General features: G+C 68.5%; 20 protein-coding genes. 11 read left to right on the forward strand and 9 right to left on the reverse strand.

Annotated features, from left to right (window positions below; all coding sequences use genetic code 11):
* Positions 1 to 60: 60 nt before the first annotated feature.
* From mshB to OHA10_RS02370, 3 genes are all read right to left on the reverse strand, one after another.
* Positions 61 to 972, reverse strand: coding sequence for an N-acetyl-1-D-myo-inositol-2-amino-2-deoxy-alpha-D-glucopyranoside deacetylase (mshB, locus tag OHA10_RS02360; RefSeq protein ID WP_371404511.1), 912 nt, complete (start codon positions 970 to 972; stop codon positions 61 to 63).
* Between the two features lie 36 nt (positions 973 to 1,008).
* Positions 1,009 to 1,305 (reverse strand): LuxR C-terminal-related transcriptional regulator, encoded by a 297-nt coding sequence (locus tag OHA10_RS02365; RefSeq protein ID WP_371404512.1) that lies wholly within the window; start codon positions 1,303 to 1,305, stop codon positions 1,009 to 1,011.
* A gap of 140 nt (positions 1,306 to 1,445) precedes the next feature.
* Complete coding sequence (locus OHA10_RS02370; RefSeq protein WP_371404513.1) at positions 1,446 to 1,808, reverse strand: (deoxy)nucleoside triphosphate pyrophosphohydrolase; 363 nt, start codon at positions 1,806 to 1,808, stop codon at positions 1,446 to 1,448.
* A 49-nt stretch (positions 1,809 to 1,857) separates the two neighbouring features.
* Between OHA10_RS02370 and OHA10_RS02375 the strand changes: the two genes are divergently transcribed.
* The 9 genes from OHA10_RS02375 (at position 1,858) to OHA10_RS02415 (ending at position 11,704) form a co-directional block, all read left to right on the forward strand.
* Complete coding sequence (locus OHA10_RS02375) at positions 1,858 to 2,484, forward strand: hypothetical protein (protein ID WP_371404514.1); 627 nt, start codon at positions 1,858 to 1,860, stop codon at positions 2,482 to 2,484.
* 102 nt (positions 2,485 to 2,586) lie between these two features.
* The gene (locus tag OHA10_RS02380) at positions 2,587 to 2,880 is read left to right on the forward strand and encodes a hypothetical protein (protein WP_137258333.1); all 294 of its coding nucleotides are present in this window, start codon (positions 2,587 to 2,589) and stop codon (positions 2,878 to 2,880) included.
* Positions 2,880 to 3,680: a hypothetical protein gene (locus tag OHA10_RS02385; RefSeq protein WP_371404515.1), complete on the forward strand. Its 801-nt coding sequence runs from the start codon at positions 2,880 to 2,882 to the stop codon at positions 3,678 to 3,680. The genes OHA10_RS02380 and OHA10_RS02385 overlap by 1 nt, the downstream gene beginning before the upstream one ends.
* A gap of 33 nt (positions 3,681 to 3,713) precedes the next feature.
* Positions 3,714 to 5,591 carry a fumarate reductase/succinate dehydrogenase flavoprotein subunit gene (locus OHA10_RS02390; RefSeq protein ID WP_371404516.1) on the forward strand — a complete coding sequence of 626 codons (1,878 nt, stop codon included), beginning with the start codon at positions 3,714 to 3,716 and terminating at the stop codon, positions 5,589 to 5,591.
* Positions 5,588 to 6,340: a succinate dehydrogenase/fumarate reductase iron-sulfur subunit gene (locus OHA10_RS02395; RefSeq protein WP_371404517.1), complete on the forward strand. Its 753-nt coding sequence runs from the start codon at positions 5,588 to 5,590 to the stop codon at positions 6,338 to 6,340. The genes OHA10_RS02390 and OHA10_RS02395 overlap by 4 nt, the downstream gene beginning before the upstream one ends.
* 438 nt (positions 6,341 to 6,778) lie before the next feature.
* The gene (locus OHA10_RS02400) at positions 6,779 to 8,752 is read left to right on the forward strand and encodes an ABC1 kinase family protein (protein ID WP_371404518.1); all 1,974 of its coding nucleotides are present in this window, start codon (positions 6,779 to 6,781) and stop codon (positions 8,750 to 8,752) included.
* A 29-nt stretch (positions 8,753 to 8,781) separates the two neighbouring features.
* A complete protein-coding gene (locus OHA10_RS02405) occupies positions 8,782 to 10,167 on the forward strand; it encodes an MFS transporter (protein ID WP_371404519.1) in 1,386 nt (461 codons plus the stop codon).
* A gap of 123 nt (positions 10,168 to 10,290) precedes the next feature.
* Positions 10,291 to 10,578, forward strand: a complete 288-nt coding sequence (locus OHA10_RS02410; protein ID WP_371404520.1) for a 4a-hydroxytetrahydrobiopterin dehydratase — start codon at positions 10,291 to 10,293, stop codon at positions 10,576 to 10,578.
* Positions 10,579 to 10,654: 76 nt separating this feature from the next.
* The gene (locus tag OHA10_RS02415) at positions 10,655 to 11,704 is read left to right on the forward strand and encodes a WD40/YVTN/BNR-like repeat-containing protein (protein ID WP_371404521.1); all 1,050 of its coding nucleotides are present in this window, start codon (positions 10,655 to 10,657) and stop codon (positions 11,702 to 11,704) included.
* Here OHA10_RS02415 and OHA10_RS02420 read toward each other — a convergent pair.
* Positions 11,677 to 12,042 (reverse strand): VOC family protein, encoded by a 366-nt coding sequence (locus tag OHA10_RS02420; protein WP_371404522.1) that lies wholly within the window; start codon positions 12,040 to 12,042, stop codon positions 11,677 to 11,679. The two genes, OHA10_RS02415 and OHA10_RS02420, sit on opposite strands and share 28 nt — an antisense overlap.
* Before the next feature lie 25 nt (positions 12,043 to 12,067).
* Complete coding sequence (locus OHA10_RS02425) at positions 12,068 to 12,886, reverse strand: AraC family transcriptional regulator (protein WP_371404523.1); 819 nt, start codon at positions 12,884 to 12,886, stop codon at positions 12,068 to 12,070.
* Positions 12,887 to 12,935: 49 nt separating this feature from the next.
* On the opposite strand from OHA10_RS02425, the gene OHA10_RS02430 reads away from it, so the two are divergent.
* Positions 12,936 to 13,760 carry an acyltransferase domain-containing protein gene (locus OHA10_RS02430; protein ID WP_371404524.1) on the forward strand — a complete coding sequence of 275 codons (825 nt, stop codon included), beginning with the start codon at positions 12,936 to 12,938 and terminating at the stop codon, positions 13,758 to 13,760.
* Here OHA10_RS02430 and OHA10_RS02435 read toward each other — a convergent pair.
* The 4 genes from OHA10_RS02435 to OHA10_RS02450 all read right to left on the reverse strand — a co-directional run bounded on the left by OHA10_RS02435 (position 13,755) and on the right by OHA10_RS02450 (position 19,646).
* On the reverse strand, positions 13,755 to 14,960 hold the full coding sequence (locus OHA10_RS02435) for a hypothetical protein (protein ID WP_371404525.1): 1,206 nt from the start codon (positions 14,958 to 14,960) through the stop codon (positions 13,755 to 13,757). The genes OHA10_RS02430 and OHA10_RS02435 overlap by 6 nt on opposite strands.
* A gap of 75 nt (positions 14,961 to 15,035) precedes the next feature.
* A complete protein-coding gene (locus OHA10_RS02440; protein ID WP_371404526.1) occupies positions 15,036 to 15,665 on the reverse strand; it encodes a DedA family protein in 630 nt (209 codons plus the stop codon).
* Between the two features lie 98 nt (positions 15,666 to 15,763).
* A complete protein-coding gene (locus OHA10_RS02445; RefSeq protein ID WP_371404527.1) occupies positions 15,764 to 16,945 on the reverse strand; it encodes a cytochrome P450 in 1,182 nt (393 codons plus the stop codon).
* Between the two features lie 10 nt (positions 16,946 to 16,955).
* Entirely contained in the window at positions 16,956 to 19,646 is a 2,691-nt protein-coding gene (locus OHA10_RS02450) for a helix-turn-helix transcriptional regulator (RefSeq protein WP_371404528.1), read from the reverse strand.
* Positions 19,647 to 19,911: 265 nt separating this feature from the next.
* Here OHA10_RS02450 and OHA10_RS02455 point away from each other — a divergent pair, with 265 nt between their 5' ends.
* Positions 19,912 to 20,976, forward strand: coding sequence for a class I SAM-dependent methyltransferase (locus OHA10_RS02455; RefSeq protein WP_371404529.1), 1,065 nt, complete (start codon positions 19,912 to 19,914; stop codon positions 20,974 to 20,976).
* Positions 20,977 to 20,989: the final 13 nt, after the last annotated feature.

Below are 20,989 nucleotides of genomic sequence, written 5' to 3' on the forward strand. Positions count from 1 at the left end.
GTTGATGCCTCAACCGAGCGTGTGGGAACGGTCACCTCACACGTCGGCCCGGTAGTACGTCTACAGGCCGGCGAACAGGTCGTGCTCGACGCCGTCCGGGCCGGGCGCCGCGGTGCCCTTGACCAGGCGGTACGGCTCGGAGCCCCAGATCTGGTTGCCGAGGTTGTTCGACAGGGCGAAGAACGGGCCGTCGACGGTGATCTGGGTGGCGTGCGCCTTCATCGCGTTCATCTTGCGGTCGACGAACTGCTCGCCGTCGATCACGCAGTCGATCAGGCGGTCGGGGGTGATCATCGGCGGCATCGGGCCGTCGGGGTCCAGCCCCTCGAACGTGGTCTGGTCGCCGGCGTCGCGGAGCATCCGGAGCTGCGAGCGCATCCGGGACTCGGCCATCGCGGTCCAGTAGATCTTCGGGATGTCCCAGGCCGGGCCGAGGTCCTCGCGGTACGACCGGGCGGCGGCGAGGTCGGCGGCGTACGTCGCGACGCGGTGTGCCTTGATGTGATCCGGGTGGCCGTAGTTGCCCCACTGGTCGTAGGTCACCAGGACCTGCGGGCGGAGCTCACGGATGATCGGGACCAGATCGTTCGCCGCGGTGACCAGGTCGGCCTGCCAGAAGCTGTCCTTGCGGGTCTCGTGCGGGACGTCGGCGTTGCCCTCGTCGTTGTAGATCATCCCGGTGTCGCGGTACTTGCCCGCGCCGCCGAGGAAACGGTGGTCGGTCACTCCGAGCTCGGCCATCGCGTTGGCGAGCTCACCGATCCGGTGCTCGCCGAGCGCGTCGTCCTGGTCGGAGGCCAGGTGGGCGAGCTCGGGGACGAGGACCTCACCCTCCTCACCGAGAGTGCAGGTGATCAGCGTGACGTGGGCGCCTTCAGCCACGTAGCGCGCCATCGTGGCACCGTTGTTGATGGTTTCGTCGTCCGGGTGGGCGTGCACCAGCATCAGCCGGCGCTCAGCAAGCTCAACCATGCCGAAAGCCTACGTCGGCCGCCGGACAGTTTCCGTTCAGCCGAAGCGGCGGACCAGCAGGCACCCGGCCTGGAACCGCGACTTGGCGCCGAGTCCCGCGATCAACGCGCCGATCTCCGCGCGCACCGTCCGCAACGACAGGCCCAGCTCCCGCGCGATCGCGGCGTCCTTGGCGCCGGTCGACATCATCCGGCCGATCGTGACCTGTCGGCTGGTCAGCTCTTTGACCAGTGCCGGAGCACGCCGGTGCGACCCGAGCTCGTACACCTCGCAGACGATCTCAGGCGCGAAGTCCTCTCTTCGCACCACCGGAACTGCCGGAAACACCGACATACCTCACTCCTCCCCAGAAGTCTCAGGGCAGGATTCTCGTCGCCGGGCCGAACCACTCACCAGGTACAACCCATACAAACCACCCATACAGTTTCGCTGCGTCACCTGCTGCTGGCGGGATGCAGTGTGAGTTCCGCCACTCACAACTGCCGGCGCAAGGCCCGCACGAACGGGCGATCCGGCTCCAGCCAGTCGTTCTCGTCGAGCTCGGCCGGCCCGAACCAGCGCAGTTCCGAGTGCTCCCGCAGTACCGGATCTCCGGCGACCGCCGTGGCCAGATAGACGTGCAGACGGTAGTCCGGCGAGATGTCCACGCCCGGCCCGAGCGAGTCGCCGACCTTGATCTCCAGGTCGAGCTCCTCGCGGATCTCCCGCACCGCGGCCTGCTCGTCGGTCTCCCCCGGCTCGACCTTCCCGCCCGGGAACTCCCAGCCGCCGTCGGGGCGGTACGCCGCGAGCACCAGTCCGTCGCGGACGACGGCGACTCCAACAACTGTCTGCATTGTCGCGACTCTGCCAGAAACTGTCCGCCGAGTCCGCCATGATGCCGGTATGCCGTTGCAGAACAGGGTTCTGCCCACCCAAGAGATCGTCGCCGACCCCGGCCGCGGTCTCCTGATGGGCAACCGCGGCAGCCTGCACTCGCCCGACCGCCGGCTCGGCACGACCCGCTGGCGATCGAAGGCGTGGATCTGCTGCGTCCTTGACTGGAAGGGGATCCAGCGCGATCCGATGCCGCCCGGACGCTGGACGGCGCTGTTCTTCTTCGACGAGGCCGTCGCGCTCGCGGCCGGGCATCGCCCCTGTCATTACTGCCGGCGCAGGGATTTCCTGCTGTACGCCGGAGCGTGGGCGCAAGGACAGGCCGAACGCCCGCGAGCCGCCGAGATGGACGCAGTACTGCACAGTCAGCGGGTCGAGTCACGGACCCGCCGGCAACGGACCACGATCCAGGACCTCGCCGACCTGCCGGACGGCGCGATGGTGCGCTTCGACGGAAGGCCTGCGCTGGTGCTCGGGCAACGAGTGCTCCCGTGGTCCTGGGAGGGGTACGGCGAGGCGCTGCGACCGCCCGGTCTGCAGCAGGTCGAGACCCTCACCCCACCGGCGAATCTTCTTGTGCTGAAGGCCGGATTCGCTCCATTACTCCACCCGTCGGCACGGTCGCAACTGAGGTAACCCTAACCGGAAACACGCCGTACCGATGGGTCTTCCGTTGGACGCTTCGCGGGGGCAAAGTGTGCCCATACTGACAGCTACATAACCATCACTGGAGTCGGCATGGCTGAAGGCAACAGCGGCGTTGCTGCGGTCGCTCGCGCACTCGAAGGGCTACACGCTGCCGTCGGCAAACTCAGCCAGGAGTACGGTGACACCCTCGGCATTCGCCGCCTGGTGTCCGACGTGGCCCGGCTGAGCGACGATCTCGCAGAGCTCGGCCCGCCCGACCCCAGGCACAGGCCCGGACCCGTTCCGGAGGAACTCGAGGAGATTCCCGACGTGGAGTATGACGCGTCCATGTGGACAGACGCGGAGCATGAAGGCTTCGGCGCGCCTGACAGGCACGCTCCCTGATGGCCACCGGAGTAAGCAGCCCCGGCCGCGCACAGATCGGCCTCAAGACCGCGAGATCGGATCGATGGTGGCTCGCGCCGTTGCGGATCGGCGTGATCCTGCTGTTCTTCATCGTCTACGCGACGATCCGGATCTTCATGAACAAGTGGTACTGGGTCGGTGACTACCACTACCTCACGCCGCTGTACTCGCCCTGTGTCACCAGCAGCTGTGTCGAAGGCTCCAGCCACCTCGGCACCTGGTTCGGCAACTTCCCGCGGTTCCTGCCGTTCAGCCTGATCACGTTCGTGATCCTGGCCGGCTTCCGCGGCACCTGCTACTACTACCGCAAGGCGGGCTACCGGTCGCTGTTCTTCGCGCCGGCCGCGTGCGCGGTGCCCGAGCCGCACAAGACCTACACCGGTGAGCGGAAGTTCCCGCTGGTCGCGCTGAACCTGCACCGCTACTTCTTCTACGGCGCGCTGATCTTCGGTCTGCTGAACGTCTACGACGGCATCCAGGCCTTCCACGGCAAGGACGGCGGCTTCGGCATCGGCCTCGGCACGGTGATCATCTGGATCAACCTGGTCTGCCTGTGGCTGTACACGCTGTCCTGCCACGCCTGCCGGCACATCGTCGGCGGCCGGCTGAAGAACTTCTCCAAGCACCCGATGCGCTACCGGTACTGGACCTTCGTGTCCAAGCTGAACCCGAAGCACGGCACCTTCGCGATGACGTCGCTGTTCACCGTGATCCTGACCGACTTCTACATCATGGCGCTGTCGGCCGGATGGTTCTCCGACCTGCGCATCATCAACTGACGCGGCACCTACTCTGGGATCTGAAGAAGACTTATGACTGAGCTGGAACGACACTCGTACGACGTCGTCGTGATCGGGGCCGGCGGCGCCGGCCTGCGCGCGGCGATCGAGGCCCGCGAGCAGGGCAAGCGCACCGCGATCATCTGCAAGTCGCTGTTCGGCAAGGCGCACACGGTGATGGCCGAGGGCGGTTGCGCGGCCGCGATGGGCAACGCGAACTCCAACGACAACTGGCAGGTCCACTACCGCGACACCATGCGCGGCGGGAAGTTCCTGAACAACTGGCGGATGGCCGAACTGCACGCGCAGGAGGCGCCCGACCGGGTCTGGGAGCTGGAGACGTACGGCGCGCTGTTCGACCGCACGCCCGACGGCCGGATCAGCCAGCGCAACTTCGGCGGCCACACCTACCCGCGGCTCGCGCACGTCGGCGACCGCACCGGTCTGGAGCTGATCCGCACCCTGCAGCAGAAGATCGTCTCGCTGCAGCAGGAGGACTTCGAGGCCACCGGCGACTACGAGGCCAACCTCAAGGTGTACGCCGAGTGCACGGTCACCGAGCTGATGAAGGACGGCGACGCCATCTCCGGCGCCTTCGGGTACTGGCGTGAGTCCGGCCGGTTCATCCTGTTCGACGCGCCCGCGGTCGTGCTGGCGACCGGTGGCGTCGGCAAGTCCTTCAAGGTCACCTCGAACTCCTGGGAGTACACCGGTGACGGGCACGCGCTGGCGATGCGGGCCGGCGCGACGCTGATCAACATGGAGTTCATCCAGTTCCACCCGACCGGCATGGTCTGGCCGCCGTCGGTGAAGGGGATCCTGGTCACGGAGTCGGTCCGCGGCGACGGCGGCGTACTGAAGAACTCCGAGGGCAAGCGGTTCATGTTCGACTACGTGCCGGACGTGTTCCGGGCGCAGTACGCGGACAACGAGGAAGAGGCCGACCGCTGGTACAAGGACGCCGACAACAACCGGCGCCCACCGGAGCTGCTGCCGCGGGACGAGGTCGCGCGGGCGATCAACTCCGAGGTGAAGGCCGGCCGGGGTACGCCGCACGGCGGTGTGTTCCTGGACGTGTCGTCCCGGCTCCCGGCCGAGGAGATCACCCGGCGGCTGCCGTCGATGCACCACCAGTTCAAGGAGCTGGCGGACGTCGACATCACCAAGGAGCCGATGGAGGTCGGTCCGACCTGTCACTACGTGATGGGCGGCGTCGAGGTCGACCCTGACACCGCGTCGTCGACGGTTCCCGGTCTGTTCGCGGCCGGTGAGGTCGCCGGCGGCATGCACGGCTCGAACCGGCTCGGCGGCAACTCGCTGTCGGACCTGCTCGTCTTCGGGCGGCGGGCCGGCATGGGCGCCGCGACGTACGTCGACGGTCTGCAGGAGCGGCCGAAGATCGACGAGGCCGATGTGGACGCGGCCGCGTCCGAGGCGCTGGCGCCGTTCGAGCTCGAGGGCGGCGAGAACCCGTACTCGATCCACCAGGACCTGCAGCAGTCGATGAACGACCTGGTCGGCATCATCCGCAAGGAAGAGGAGATGGAGCGCGCGCTCGGCCGGCTGGCCGAGTTCCGCGGCCGGATCGCGAAGATGACGGTGGAGGGTCACCGCCAGTTCAACCCGGGCTGGCACCTGGCGCTCGACCTGCGGAACATGCTGACCGTGTCCGAGTGCGTGGCCGGTGCGGCGCTGCTGCGGCAGGAGTCGCGCGGCGGTCACACCCGCGACGACTACCCGGAGATGTCGCCGGAGTGGCGCAAGAAGCTGCTGGTCTGCAAGCTCGATGCCGAAGGCCACGTGAACGTGACCGAGAAGCAGCAGATCCCGATGCGCGAGGACCTGCTCGAGCTGTTCGAAGTCGACGAACTGAAGAAGTACCTGACGGATGAGGAGCTGCCGGCCAAATGAGTTACACAGGCAAATTCCGCGTCTGGCGTGGTGACTCCGAGGGCGGTGAGCTCAAGGACTACGAGGTCGAGGTGAACGAGGGCGAGGTCGTCCTCGACGTCATCCACCGGCTGCAGGCGACCCAGACGCCCGACATGGCCGTCCGGTGGAACTGCAAGGCCGGCAAGTGCGGCTCCTGCAGCGCCGAGATCAACGGCATGCCGAAGCTGATGTGCATGTGCCGGATGAACACGTTCGCCGAGGACGAGGTCGTCACGGTGACGCCGATGCGCACGTTCCCGGTGATCCGGGACCTGGTCACCGACGTCTCGTTCAACTACCAGAAGGCCCGCGAGGTCCCGGCCTTCAAGCCGCCGGCGGACCTGAAGCCGGGCGAGTACCGGATGCAGCAGGTCGACGTGGAGCGTTCGCAGGAGTTCCGCAAGTGCATCGAGTGCTTCCTGTGCCAGGACACCTGTCACGTGATCCGGGACCATGAGGAGAACAAGGAGTCGTTCTCCGGTCCCCGGTTCCTGATGCGGGTCGCCGAGTTGGACATGCACCCGCTCGACGCGGCCGACCGGCAGCACGCGGCCCAGGACCAGCACGGGCTGGGCTTCTGCAACATCACCAAGTGCTGCACCGAGGTCTGCCCCGAACACATCAAGATCACCGACAACGCGCTGATCCCGATGAAGGAACGCGTCGCCGACCGCAAGTACGACCCGATCGTCTGGCTCGGCAACAAGATCCGCCGCCGTCCGGCCTGACCCGTACCGACCGCCGTACTCGGCGGACCCAGCACCCGAGCCCCTGGCCCCACCCGGCGCCAGGGGCTCGCCATTTCCCTGGTTCACCAGCCAAATCGTGGGTTCCCCACCCCGACGACGGTAGGGGAACCCGCCAGCTCCCGGGTTCACCAGCCAAATGATGGGTTCCCCACCCTGATGACGGTGGGGGAACCCCCCAGCTCCCTGGTTGACCAGCCAAATCGTGGGTTCCCCACCCTGATGACGGTGGGGGAACCCCCCAGCTCCCTGGTTGACCAGCCAAATCGTGGGTTCCCCACCCCGACGACGGTGGGGGAACCCCCCAGCTCCCGGGTTGACCCATGAAATGCGGGGAGGCGGTGGTGCAGTGGTCGGTCCGGGGTGGGTCACTCGCGTGGGTGAGGCGGTCGGGGCGGCGCAGCCCCTATCGTTCCGGGCATGGACGTTGTGGTCGCGGGGTTGTTCAGCCTGGGTGTGTTCCTGGTGATCTTCGTGCCGGTCGCGCAGCGGTTGCTGGGCGTGCGGTTCGGGGTGGTGCGGATGGTGCTGGCCGCCGCGATCACGTTGAGCCTGTTCAGCCCGATCGCGAACGCGCTGGTCGGCAAGCCGCCGTACACCGGCTCGAACGGCGCGGCGATCGCGTTCCTGGTGCTGACGACGCTCTTCTCGATGCTCGCCGGGCTGGTGTTCCTGGTCCTGGCCGAGGCCCTGGTGCCGACCGGATCGTTGCCTCGGGCCCGCGACCTGCGCCGGGACGTGAGCGGCCGGATCGCGCGCACCCGGCGGTACCTGCAGATCCTCCGGATCGCGATCAAGCACGGCCTCGGTCCGTACCTCCGCGGCCGCCGGCGCCCCGGCCGGGAGAACGCCGCCGGGCAGGCCGACCTGGCACGTTCGCTGCGGCTCGCGCTGGACGAGGCCGGTGTCACGTTCGTGAAGCTCGGCCAGGTCCTGTCCACCCGGAGCGACATCATCCCCGGTACGGTCGCCACCGAGCTCAGCCGGCTGCAGGACCAGGTCTCCCCCGCTCCCTGGCCGGAGATCGAGCAGGTCCTCACCGAGGAGCTCGGCGCCCCACCCCATCAGCTGTACGCCGACCTCGACAGCGAACCGCTGGCCGCCGCCTCGGTCGCTCAGGTGTACGCCGCTCGCCTGCCCGACGGCCCGCGGGTCGTCGTCAAGGTCCAGCGCCCCGGTATCGCGGGCATCGTCGACCGGGATCTCGACATTGTCCGTCGCCTCGCCCGACTGCTCGAGCGGAACACCGACTGGGGCCGCTCGATGGGTGTCCGTGCCCTCGCCGACGGGTTCGCGGACGCGATGCGCGAGGAGCTCGACTTCACCGTCGAGGCCGGCAACATGACCACGGTCGCGGCCGGCCGTTCCGTTGCATCCAGCAACGATCTCGTCGTACCGCAGCTGTACCCGGACCGGTCGACCCGCCGCGTCCTCACGATGGAGCGCCTCGACGGTATCGGTCTCGGCAACGCCCGGCAGGCGATCGCGGACCGCGGTCTCGACCCGGTCCGCCTCGGCCGGTCGCTGTTCGACTGCCTGCTCGGCCAGGTCGCCATCGACGGCGTGTTCCACGCCGACCCGCATCCCGGCAACTTCCTGCTGCTCGCCGACGGCCGGATCGGCATGCTCGACCTCGGTTCGGTCGGCCGCCTCGACCCCGCTACCCGTGACGCGTTGCAGCGCTTCCTGCTGGCGATCGACCACGGCGACCCGGTCGCCGCCACCGATGCCCTGCTCGAGATCGTCTATCGTCCCGACGTCATCGACGAGCGCGCGCTGGAACGCGCCGTCGGCCAGTTCATGACCCGGCACCTCGCGGCCGGGGTCACGCTCGGGCCGGCCATGTTCAACGACCTGTTCAAGATCATCACGTCACACGATCTCGGCGTACCGCCCGAGGTCGCCGCTGTGTTCCGTGCGCTGGCGACGATCGAGGGCACGATCGCGCGCATCTCCCCCGGGTTCGATTTGGTTGCCGCGTCGCGTCAGTTTGCCGCGGCCCATGTCACGGATCGCCTTGCCCCGGAGGCGTTACGCCGTACGGCGACCGAGGAGCTGGCCACGTTGCTGCCGATGTTGCGCCGGCTGCCGCGACGGATCGACCGGATCGCGGCCGCCGCGGAGAGCGGCCGGCTCGGCGTGAACGTCAGGCTGCTCGCCGACGAACGCGACCGCCGGCACGTCACCGGCCTGCTCCACCAGGCCCTGCTCGCGATCCTCGGTGCGACCGCCGGCCTGATGGCCGTGCTGCTGCTCGGCACGCCGGGCGGCCCGCAGGTCACGACCTCGATGACGCTCTACCAACTGATCGGCTACAACCTGCTGGTGATCTGCGCGGTTCTGGTGCTGCGGGTGCTGGTGCTGATCTTCCGGCTGCCACGCCACTTGACTTGAACCTAACTTGAACTTCGACCATATCCTTCATGCCCTCCACGACTGAGTCCCGCCCCAGGCTGTTCACCGGACAACACCTGCCCTTGGTGCTCGGGGTGATCGGGCTGGTCACGCTCGGCGCGTTCGAGAACCGCGCGGTCGGTACGGCGCTGCCGACGATGGTCCGCGAGTTCGACGCGCTCGGCAGCTTCGGTCTCGCCAACGCGGCGCCGAACGCGAGCTACCTGATCTCGCTCGCGATCGCCGGCCTCTGGTCCGACCGCCGCGGACCGATCCCGACCCTGCGCGCGGGTGCGATCTCGTTCGCCCTGGCGCAGTTGCTGGTCGGGACCGCGACCGCGATGCCGATGGTCGTCGCCGGCCGGCTGCTGAGCGGTCTGGCCGAGGGGCTGCTCGACGTGTCGTTGGTCGTGCTCGTGGCACGCGCGCTTCCCGCAGTACTGCGGCCCCAGATGTTCTCGCTGTTCGCCGCGATGTGGATCCTGCCGTCCGTACTCGGGCCGGTGCTGACCGGCGTGGTGACCGAGCAGTTCGGCTGGCGCTGGGTCTTCCTCGGCGCGATCGTCCTGCTCGTCCCGAGCTGGCTGCTGCTCGGACCCGCGATGCGCCAGTCGGCGACCGCGCCCGCACCTGAACGCACCGCGGACGATATCGCCGAGCTCGAGGCGTGGCGTGCCGCGCTCCCCTGGGCTCTCGCCGCGTCCGTCGCCCTGTTCTCGATGACGCTGGCCGGTGACCATCTCGAGGCCCATCCGATCATCAGCGGTACTGCGGTCGCCGTGGCGCTCGCTGTCCTCGCCCGGGCCGCCGTACGCGTGATGCCGGCGGGCATGTTCGTCGCCCGGCGAGGCTTCCCGGCCGTGGTCGCCGTACGCGCACTGGGAGGGGCTGCGTTCGCCGTCTCCGGTGCGTACCTTCCGCTGTTGCTGACGCTGGAACACCACTTCAGCCCGTCCAGGGCCGGCGTGACGTTGTCGATCACCGGAGTCTGCTGGGCGTTCGGTTCGTGGCTGCAGGGTCGTGAGCACGGGATCGAGCGAGTCACCGTACTGCGGATCGGACTGGCGTTCATGACGCTCGGACTTCTCGTGACCTCGTTGCTGGCGTGGACCGACAGGACGACCTGGATCGGTCTGATCGGCTGGGGGTTCGCGGGTATCGGTATGGGCCTCAGCTCGTCCAGCCTGTCCGTCCTCACCCTGGACCTGTCCGATCACAGCAACTCGGGCCGGAACAGCAGCGCCGGGCAGATGGCCGCCACGATGAGCATTGCCACCGGACTGGCGATCAGCGGAACGCTGCTGGCGTTCAACTCCGACAACCCGCGCCCGTGGGTGTTCGGCTCGATCGTCACCGCGGGCGGCCTACTGGCGCTGCTCGGCTTCCTGGCGGCACCGCGGTGCCGCCGCGTCTGAGCGTCACCACGCTCGGCTCATTGCGCACGATCACCGCAACATGAAGACCGCGCCGTTCCTGGCCTGGGTCCGCGAGACGCTCAACCTGGACCTACGGTGCTCGGGCAGGGCTAGAGTGAGCGCATGGCTGAGCTCTTGACCGACGACCAGATCGATGCGGCGATCCGCGACCACCTGCCCCAGTGGAAGGTCGTGGACAAGCAGCTGGTCCGCGAGGTCAAGGCGCCGGCCTTCCTGGACGGCATCCGGCTGGTGGCGACCGTCGCGCAGCTGGCCGAGTCGATGAACCACCACCCGGACATCGACATCCGCTACACCACGATCACGTTCCGGGTCACCACGCACGACGCGGGTGGCATCACCGACGACGACCTGGTGCTCGCCCGGCACATCGACACCGCCGCCGGCTGACCTGTTCCCGTCATGACGCCTGTCCGCCAGGACAAGCGCTGGTCCGGCATGCCTGGAAACCCCTTGAATCTAAGGCATGACCGCCCTAGGTAGTGCTCTCACCGTCCTGCTTGCACTCGTCCCGTCCCAGGCGGACCCCGCCTGGTTCTGGAACGCTCCGCACTGCGACACCGTGTACGGCGACGGCTCGGTGACGATCACCGAGTCCGACGGCGAGGTCCTCGCGCCGACGACCGGAAAGTTGCGCGCCGTCACGTACGCGAAGGTCGCGGCCCTCGAAGAGCCGAACACGCTGATCACCATCGGCAAGCAGTCCATCCAACGCTCCAGCGACGCGGGTTGCAGCTGGCAGTTGCTCAGCAGAGTGCCTGACGACCTCAGCACGTACGACGTGCAGCCCGGCCCGGGCGACTCGGCGTACATCTACAGCGTCAACGACCAGCCCATCCACCGCGTCCACGGATCTCAGGTGACCAGCGTGCTCGGGCCGGTCGAGGGAGGCGGTCTGGCCGCACTGGACGCGCGGCCTGGTCGGCTGCGTGTTGTCGCCGGTGACGGGCAGCTGTACGACTCCACGGACGACGGCGTGACGTGGCAGCGCACCGGCGTACCACCTGCTCGCGATCTCTTCGTGTACGACGCTGTGGTGGATCCGCGGGACCCGAACCATGTCGTTCTCGGCGTGATGTCGGACGGCGTCTACGTCACGTACGACGGCGGCCGCAGCTGGATCCGGTCGCGACCGGTGCAGCGGGTGAATGCCTTCAGCCTGACGATCTCGCCGGCCGACCCGTCGAAGGTGTGGATGGAGGGCTACGACCGGGACCGGGCGACCCGTTTCATCTGGGAGTCGACCGACGGCGGCCAGAAGTTCCGCGAGGTCCTCGACCAGAGCCGGGCCGACCTCATCAACGGCAACAAGATGTGGGCCAGCCCCGTCGACCCCGACCTGCTCTACTTCAGCTACGGCACCTCCTTCGCCAACTTCGGCGCCGACCTGTACCGCTTCCGCCCGTCCACCGGCGAGTTGTCGAAGCACCACAACCGCAACGACGGCATCCCTTCCCTCGCCTTCAACCCGTCCGACCCGAAGATCCTCTATCTGGGGCTCGCCGAGGAGCGTTGACGGAGGCCGATCAAGACTCCTTCGCTGTCTCGGAGATAGCTGAGCCGTCCCACGCCCGGCAGTTCCTGGATCTCACCGGCCGGAGTGCCGCCCGCACCTCGGGCGGCCTCCAGGGTGGCCTCGAGGTCGTCGACCTCGATCCAGGCGATCGTCGGCTGCGACTGGTACCGGCTGCTCATGATCGCGCCGTCGATCCCCTCCCCCGGCCCGGTCTCCGCGAGCAGGTAGCCGTCCGGCACCGGCGCCGGCGTCACCTGCCAGCCGAACACCTTGCTGTAGAACTCCGCGGCCCGATTGTGGTCCTCGGCAACGATCTCGACATGAATGATTCGTCCCATGGCCACGATCCTGCCGCTGGATCGCTCATCCGTCTTGGACAGATCTTCCGTGCATCAGCGCCGCGATCCCGTTCTGTACGGCGAGGAACGACGTCGCGCTGACACCTGTGTACCGCTTGAAGTCACGCGCCGCGTGCGCCTGGTCGTAGTACCCGTGCAGCGCCGACAACGTGGCGGCCGCGTCCGCCGGGCCGCCGAGGAGTCCGCCGACGAACTGGTAATACCGGATGATCTCGGCGTACTGCTTCGGCCCGATCCCGACGTACTTCCGGAACACCCGGTACAACGTGCTGTACGACGTCGCGCATCGCCGCACGACGTCGGCCACGGCGACCTGGCCGCGCAACTCGTCGATGGCTCGTACCGCCTCGGCGACGATCGGCGGGGTGGATGTGGCTGTCGTCCGTGCCGCGAGGAAGCCTGCCAGACGCTCGGCACGCGCCGGTCCGAAGGGCTCTGACCGCAACTCGGCGACCAGGCCCTCCGTGGTCTCCGGACCGACCCAATCGGTCAGCTGCCGCACCTCGTCGACCAGTGCGGGCAGGCCGAGCGCCGCGAGCCCCCACGGCGTGAACTCGACGCCCGCATAGCTCGACGCACCGACCTGGCCGATCACCTGCGGCCGGGTCATGATGCCGAACACGGAGGCCGCGTTCGGCCACTCGGCGCGGGTCACCGGATCGTGCCGGGTGCCGGGGTCGGCCAGGGCGACCGCGAGTCCGGGCCGGCCGTTCGGGATCAGGATCTCCTGCCGTAGCGACGGCAGCGGTGCGGAGTCGACCAACCACACGTGGTCGATCACGCCGGTCAGAGCGTCGGGTGCCGGGAAGCGCTGGTAGCCCACGACGCGAATCGTAAGTCTCTGGCCCGTTTACATCGGTTACCGTTGAGAAGTGACGACTGCTGAGGAGTATCGCCTGCTGGGTTTCGCCGATGCCGACCGGGAGGCGGCGGAGGCGTTCACACCGGATGCGGCGGTGGTGAAGGACCTGGCCGACCAGATCCGGGCGGAGATCGGGAAGCTCGGGACTGAGCCCGAGTTCCGGATGCCGGAAGACCCGCGGAACTCGGTCCAGGCGTTCCTGGACACCGTGCCGGACATCCGCCGGTACCACACCGAGCGCGGCATCCCCGACGACATCAGCTGGGCCTCCCTGTCCGACCTGGGACAGCAGTTGAAGGTCAGCCGTCGTACCCACGGCGAGTACAGCCTGGAGACGCACTGGTGGCTGACGATCGCGTGGACCGGTCAGCTGTACGCGCTCGGCCGGCTGCAGTACCTGCTGCACCAGGTCTCGGCGGAGCAGCCCGTCCCCGGCACCGAGACCGGTGAGTGGATCATCGGCGTACACATCCCGGAGACCGGACCGCTGACCCCCGAGCTGGTCGACGACAGCCTCCAGCAGGCCCGTGAGTTCTTCCCGCGGTACTTCCCGGAGTACCCGGTGAAGACCGCGAACCTGTGGTCCTGGCTGATCGACCCGTACCTGCTCGACAACCTCCCGCAGGACTCGAACATGGTGAAGTTCGGTCGCCGCTTCACGCCGTACGGGACGCCGAACGACAGCCAGGACAGCGCGATCTTCTTCACGTTCCGCACCCACGGCACCGACCACCTGGACGAGCTCCCGCAGGACACCCGCCTGCAGCGGCTCGTGGTCGGCCGCATCAAGGACGGCGGCACCTGGCAGAGCGCGTACGGCTACCTGAAGCTATGACGGGCGGTTCTGGTTGCTCGGTACGCCGTACTTCGCCAGCCAGCTCGTCAGCTCCATGTTGGACACGCACCGTACGTCGGGCTGCGTGCACGTCTGCCTGACGAAGTCGGTCAGCGCATCGGAGTACACGCTGTTGTTCCAGCGGTTGAAGTGGTTGCCGAGGAACAACGGCGGGTTGCCGCTCGCCCGGGACTTCGCCAGCGCCTGCTGATACGTAGCGAGCACCTGTGCCTTCAGCGCGGGCGCCTGGGCGAGCGGAGCCTTGCGCGCCTGCGTCTGGGCGAACCACAGGTTGTAGTCCATCGTCAGCGTCTTCTTGCTGGTGCCGGCCAGGGTCACCGACTCCAGCGGGAAGTCCCACAGCCCGTTCTGCTTCTTCGGCCAGGCGATGTACCCGGGCGCGGACGCGTCGTACAGCATGCCGCGCTGCACCATCGCCTGCCGGTACGCCGGCCGGTTGCCCTCCAGACACGGTGTCCGCATGCCCTTCACCGTCGACGGGTCGAATGGTGGGGCGACGGTCTTCCTCGCGGCCAGCGTCGGCCCGGTCCGCACCATCCGGTCGAACGCGCTCAGCTCGGCCGTCCATTGCGCTGTGGTCCACCGGCCGATGCCGGTCTGGCCGCAGAAGTGACCGTTCGCGTGGGTGCCGATCTCGTGGCCCTCGGCGATCGCCTCTCGTAGGACCTTCGTGCGGGCGAGCACATTGGCGGCGTCGCCCCAGCCGATGTCGGAGGCGCCGGGCTGGTGGTACGGCGGCTTGTAGTCGGTGCGGTGATCTCCCGGGTACAGGTACGGGCCGGAGAGGAAGAACGTCATCCGCGCGTCGACCTGCTTCGCGACGGCGCGCCAGCGAGCCCAGAGCGCCAGGTCGCCGGCGCCGTCGAAGGAGACGACCACGAAGAGCGGCGGCTTGCCGCTCGGCAGGCGTCCGGGGAACGACCGGAGGACGGGTGCGGCGGCCGGCAGCTTCCCAGCAGGACCCGCCGGGCGCGGCGGTGTCGTCGATCGCGGTGTCGTCGGCGTGGTCGAAGGTGGCGCGGGTCGCGTGCTCGGCGGGGTGCTGGGCGATCCACTGGGCGATCCACTGGGTGACGCGCTGGGTGCTGGAGCGCCTTCGAGTGGTACGTCGGCGCACCCGGCCAGGACTGCCGCGACAACGAGCGCGGCGCCCACGAGGTTCGCCCCAGGCCTCACCACGCCTCTACTGACGCATGCGGGCGCGCCGGGGTCGGTAAGGGACACGCGCCTGGGCGGAAACCCAGGGGTCGATCGTTAGGCGCTCGTGATCTTGGCCGCGCGGCGCTTGACCGCGATCCGGCGGGTCGTCTCGATGACCAGACCGATCGTCGCGGCCAGCCCCAGGCTGAACGCGAGCCCCTTCAACTGGTCGTGCGCGAACGCGTCGCCGCCGAGATAGCCGAGCAACGCGACGTACGTGTAGGCGATCGTCACGCCGAAGAACGTGAACACAATGAACTTCTTGAACGAGTACCGCGTCGCACCGGCGGTCAGTGTCGCGACCATCCGCGCGCCGGGGATGTAGCGGACCGTCATCAGGATCAGCCCGCCGCGCGAGTGCAGTGCGCCCGACACCTTGTCGTAGAGCTGCTGGCGGCGCTCTTGACGCTTCATCCAGCGGTGCAAGGCCGGTCCGGAACCACGGCCCAGGAAGTAGCAGATCGACTCGCCGATGACCGAGCCGACCATCGCGGCCGCGATGACCAGCAGCAGGTTCTGGTGGCCGGCGGCCGCGGCCATGCCGGCGGTGATGACCATGCCCTCGCTCGGCACCACCGGGAACACGGCGTCCACCGTCGCGGCGATGAACAGGATGAGCAGCAGCCAATGTGAGGCCATCGCAATGCCGAGCAGGTGTCGCGCGACCTCCATCAACTCTGTCACCTGGGCAAGAATGCCACCTCGCGCCAACATCGTGGCAATCCCATGGTTGTGATTCGGGCCTGGTTCACCCGATGTTCAGCGGTGACGGCGCGCCGTGGTCAGAGCTGTACGGGCAGTTCGCGGATCGCGTTCATCAACAGACCGGGTGTCCGGACCGGGTCCCGCTCCGGCTCGGCCAGGCGGATACCGGGGAAGCGCTCGAACAGCATTCCGAGCGCGATCCGGCCCTCCAGCCGCGCCAGCGGTGCGCCGAGACAATGGTGGATGCCGTGCCCGAAGGCGAGGTGCGCGGAGTCGGCCCGGGTGATGTCCAGCTCGTCCGGCCGCTCGACCTTCCGCGGGTCGCGGTTCGCCGGCAGCAACGCGAACACGATCACTTCGCCGGCCTCGATCCGGCTCCCGGCGATGTCGATCGGCGCCTGCGAGATGTACGGGATCGCGGCCTGCAGCGGGCCGTCGTACCGGAGCAGCTCCTCGACAGCATCGGGCAGCCGGTCCGGCTCGGCCTCGAGCAGTTCCAGCTGGTCGGGGTGCCGGAGCAGGGCGTGTACGCCGTTCGTGATCAGGCTGACCGTGGTCTCGTGGCCGGCCGCGAGCAGCAGGAAGATCATCGAGGTCAGCTCGTCCTCGCTCAGCCGGTCGCCGCCGTCGCGGGCCGCGATCAGGCCGGACAGCAGGTCGTCGGTCGGCGCCTGCTGCTTCTGCACGATCAGCTCGTGGACGAAGTCGAGCATCAGCGTGGTCGCCGCAATGTACTCCTCCGCGGTGTGCATGGTCGCGTTGACGAACACCGAGGACCACTGACGGAAGTCCTCGCGGCGGACCGCCGGGATGCCGATCAGCTCGCAGATCACCGTGATCGGCAGCGGGTAGCTGTACGCGTTCACGAGATCGACCCGGTCGCCCGCGGTCGCCATCTCGTCGAGCAGGCCGGCCGCGATCTCGCGGATCCGCGGCTCGAGCGCGTCGATCCGGCGGCGGGTGAACGCGGCCGTGACGAGTTTGCGCAGCCGGGTGTGATCCGGTGGGTTCGCACCGAGCATGTGGCGCTCGGTGCGGTTGATGAGGTCGTCCATCATCGTGTCGCGGTGCGGGCCGTCGAGCGGCGAACGCACCACGTCCGGATGAGCGAGCAGTTCGCGCGTCTCGGCGTACCCGGTGATCAGGCAGACGGGGACGCCGGTGAACAGCGTGAGCCGCTGCACCGGTCCTTGGGCCGCCAGATCCTCGAAGCCCCAGTGCCGGGCGATTCCGCTGGTCTCCGTGAACGGCTGCCTCATGCGGCCCAGCCTACGTTCGCCCCAGTAGCTCAGCGAGCTCCGTGCGGGAGTGGATGCCCAGCTTCGTGTAGACCTTCCGCAGGTGGTACTCGACGGTCTTCGGGCTCAGAAAGAGCCGCGCGGCGGCCTCGCGGATGCTGTGACCGTCTGCGAGCAGTACGGCGATCTGCCGCTCTTGCGGAGTCAGCTCGTCCGCTGTGCTCGGCACTCGACGCCGTGCGGTCTCACCTGTCGCCTTGAGCTCCGCTGCGGCCTGGTCCGCCCAGCCGAGGGCGCCGAGCGCGTCAAAACCCTCCACCGCGAGCCGGAGCTGCGTGCGCGCATCGATACGTCGCCGTACCCGCCGCAGCCATGCGCCGTACGCGAGACGCGTCCTGGCGAGCTCGAACGCGTCCAGCGTCACCTTGTGCCGACTGAGTGCCAGAAGGAAGTCGTCCTCGCTATCACCAGCCACGCCACGCGCCCGCGCTGCCCGCGCCAACGACCATGGCTGACCCTTCGCCTCAGCCAGCACAGAGTGCTCGCTCGCCAACCGCTGCGCATCATCAACACGTCCCAGCCGCAGGTAGACCTCAACCAGCTCCGGCGCCGGCGACAGGTCCGGGTCCTTCAACCCGTACTCGGCCAGTACATCGACCAACCGTTCGTACTGCGGTAGCGCCGCCGCCGGATCGCCACGCCCCAACTCCAGGTCGCCCAGCGCGAACAAGGACCACAGTGTGCCCAGGTGGATCTCCTGCTCCGCACAGATCCGCAGACACTCGGCAGCGAGCTCCTGACACTCCGCTCTGCCCTCGTGCGACCACAGCCACGCCATTCCGGCCAGGTTCATCGCCAGCTCGGTCGTCTGACCGGTCTCACGCGACAGCCGGATCCCCTCGTCGTACGACGTCTCCGCATCGGCCCAGCGGTCCGTGGTCGCATCGTCACGGGCCAGCACGAACAGGAGCCCTGGCAGTGTCCCGAGAGCAACCTGCTCCCGTCGCTCGAGCATCGCCTGCTGCAGCATCTCCCGGCCGGTCCCGGTCTCTCGCAGGAACAGTGCGGCCAGCACCATCCAGACCTGGCGGCGGCGGTCGCGGTCCAGCTCGTCCGACGGCTCCAGCCCGATCGCCGCACGGATCTGATCCATTCCGCCGTCCCCGGCGAGCACCTTCGCCACACCGCTGGCCAGCATGCCCATGATCTTCGGACCAGGGCGCTCGAGCGCTGGGCGGAGTCGATCCAGCTCGTGCGCGACCTCCAGCCCTGCCGCAGCGTCGCACAGCCGAAAGCACGCCGCGACCGCGTCAGCGAGCAGTCCGGTGGCGACCTCCGGGTCGGTGCACTCCGCGGCCGCCGCAACGAGGATGTCGAGAGCCCGACGCGGCGATCCACACTTCACTTCGATGTCCCCGCGAATCTCCTGTGCCCGGAGCTTCACCGACAGCGGTGGCTGCAGCATCAACGCGTCAGCGAGTAGGGCCTCGGCACGATCCCCGAGGCCGGCCGACCACGCCGCTTCCCCAGCGGCCACCAGCCTCAGTGCACGGTCCTGCAGCCCCTGGCTCAGTCGCCCAGCCCGCTCGTACGCCGTCGCCGCGACCGCATGCGCCCCGCGAGCGGCAGCGTGTTCGGCCGCAACGACCAGTCCGGCCGCCACCTCGTCATCAGCCCCGAGGACTGCCTCGGACAGATGCCACGCACGCCGGTCCTCATCCGGCGTAGTGCGAGCCACGGCGCGATGCGCAGTACGCCGTTTTGCCGGGTCGGCACTGGTGTAGATGGCGGAGCGGACCAGCGGATGCCGCCAGACAACCTCGCTGTCGCGGATCGCGACCAGTCCTGCCGCCTCGGCTTCCTCTAGCACCGCAACGTCGACACCGAGCTCCGCGCACGCGCGAGCGACGGCTCCGAGTTCACAGTCGTCGATCGCCGAAACCAGCAGGGCGGTCCGCGCGTCCGGGGTGAGTCGATTTGCCCTGCTGACAAAGGCTTCTGCGAGCATCGTCGGCACCGGGAGCGGCACACCGGGCGGCGTACGGTGCAAGCGGTCAGGGTCGTCCGCGAGCTCCAGCAGGGCCAGCGGGTTGCCCGCCACGGTTTGGTAGAGCTGCTCGACCAGGTCGCCCGGTAGGTGCTGCACGAGCTGCTGCGCGGCCTCGAGGGTGATGCCGTCCAGCTGCAGCCGCGGGAGGTCGGCCTCCAGCGGATGCGGCTCGTGGGCACGGGCTGCGATCAGCATGACGATCGGATCGGCGACGAGGCGCCGGGCGGCGAACAGCAGTGCTTCTGCGGATGGACGGTCGAGCAGATGGGCGTCGTCGATGATCAGTGCGAGCGGGGCTTCTTCGGCGTACCGGCAGATCAGGCTGAGGGTTGCGGCGCCGACGGCGAAGCGGTCTGCGGGCGTGGCGGTCTCCGGCCTCAGAGCCAGCGCCGATGCGAGTGCCGACTGCTGTGGGCCGGGGATGCGGTCGAGGCTGGCCAACGCCGGTCGCAGTAGTTGCAGCAGAGCGGCAAACGGCACCTCGCGTTCGGCCTCGGTGCCACGGGCTCGCAGGATCCGCAGTCCGCCGGCCAGTGCGGCGGCTTCGTCGAGCAGACTCGTCTTGCCGATGCCGGGCTCGCCGGTGACGAGCAGCACCCCAGCCGCTCCGACCCGCGCCCCCGCGACCAGCTGCTCGATCACCCGGCGCTCCGCCTCCCGCCCGATGAGCATGTCTCGCAGTGTGCACTAGGGCATGTCTGGTAATCCAGCGCCGTAGCGAGGAGGTGCTCGGTGCGGTGCATCGGCGCGCGGGGGCGAAGGTCTCGATGCGGAGCATCGTGGCCTTTGCACCCGTGCGGCGAGGTGCCGTGCCGAGTGCCCCGCAGTAGGCGATGGATTACCAGACATGCCCTAGGTGACCCACCTGATGCGACGGTCCGTCCACGGTGCCTAGGTTCTGAACTCGGAGTACGCAAACCACTAGGGGGCAAAGCAAATGACTGTTGCAATCGACGCCGACAAGCTGATGGGTTTCGTGTTCAAGGCTGTGGACGAGGTGGGGGCGACGCTGAACGCGGGGCTTGTCGTCATGGGCGACCGGCTCGGCTACTACCAGTCGCTGGCCGATGAAGGCCCGGCCACACCGACCGAGCTCGCCGAGCGGACCAGCACCGACGAGCACTACACCCGCGAGTGGCTGAACGCCCAAGCCGCGGGCGGCATCGTCGAGTACGACGCGGGTACCGGTCGCTACACGTTGCCACCGGAGCATGCGATCGCCATGACCGATCCGAGCAGCCCGGCGTACCTGCCCGGCTTCTTCCAGATCGCACTGGGCACGCTCCAGCACACGACGGAGACGATCGAGGCGGCGCGCAGTGGTGCCGGTGTCGGGTGGCACGAGCACACGTCGGACGTACACGTCGGGTGCGAGCGATTCTTCCGGCCCTCGTACAACGCCAACCTGCTGCCGAGCTGGCTGCCCGCGCTCGACGGCGTGGTGGAGAAGCTACAGCGCGGCGCGACGGTGGCCGACATCGGCTGCGGCCACGGCTCGTCGACGATCCTGATGGCCGAGGCGTTCCCACGGTCGACGTTCATCGGCTCGGACTACCACCAGGGATCGATCGAGACGGCCCGGCTGCGTGCGGCGGAGGCAGGTGTCGGCGATCGGGTGTCGTTCGAGGTCTCACCGGCGGACAGTTTCAGCGGGTCCGGGTTCGACCTGGTGACGACGTTCGACGCGCTGCACGACATGGGCGATCCGGTCGGCGCGGCTCGGCACGTACGCGAGGCGCTGGCGCCCGACGGCACCTGGCTGCTCGTCGAGCCGATGGCCGGCGACCACGTCGAGGACAACCTCAACCCGGTCGGGCGGGCGTACTACGGCTTCTCGACCCTGCTCTGCACGCCGGCGTCGCTGTCCCAGCCGGTGGGGCTCGCGCTCGGTACGCAGGCCGGTCCGGCGCGGATCCAGGACGTCACGAAGGCGGCCGGTTTCACCCGCTTCCAGACGGTGGCGCAGACGCCGTTCAACCTGGTGTACGAGGTGCGCCCTTGACAGATTAGTTCAC

Source organism: Kribbella sp. NBC_00662 (assembly GCF_041430295.1).
GTDB lineage: Bacteria > Actinomycetota > Actinomycetes > Propionibacteriales > Kribbellaceae > Kribbella.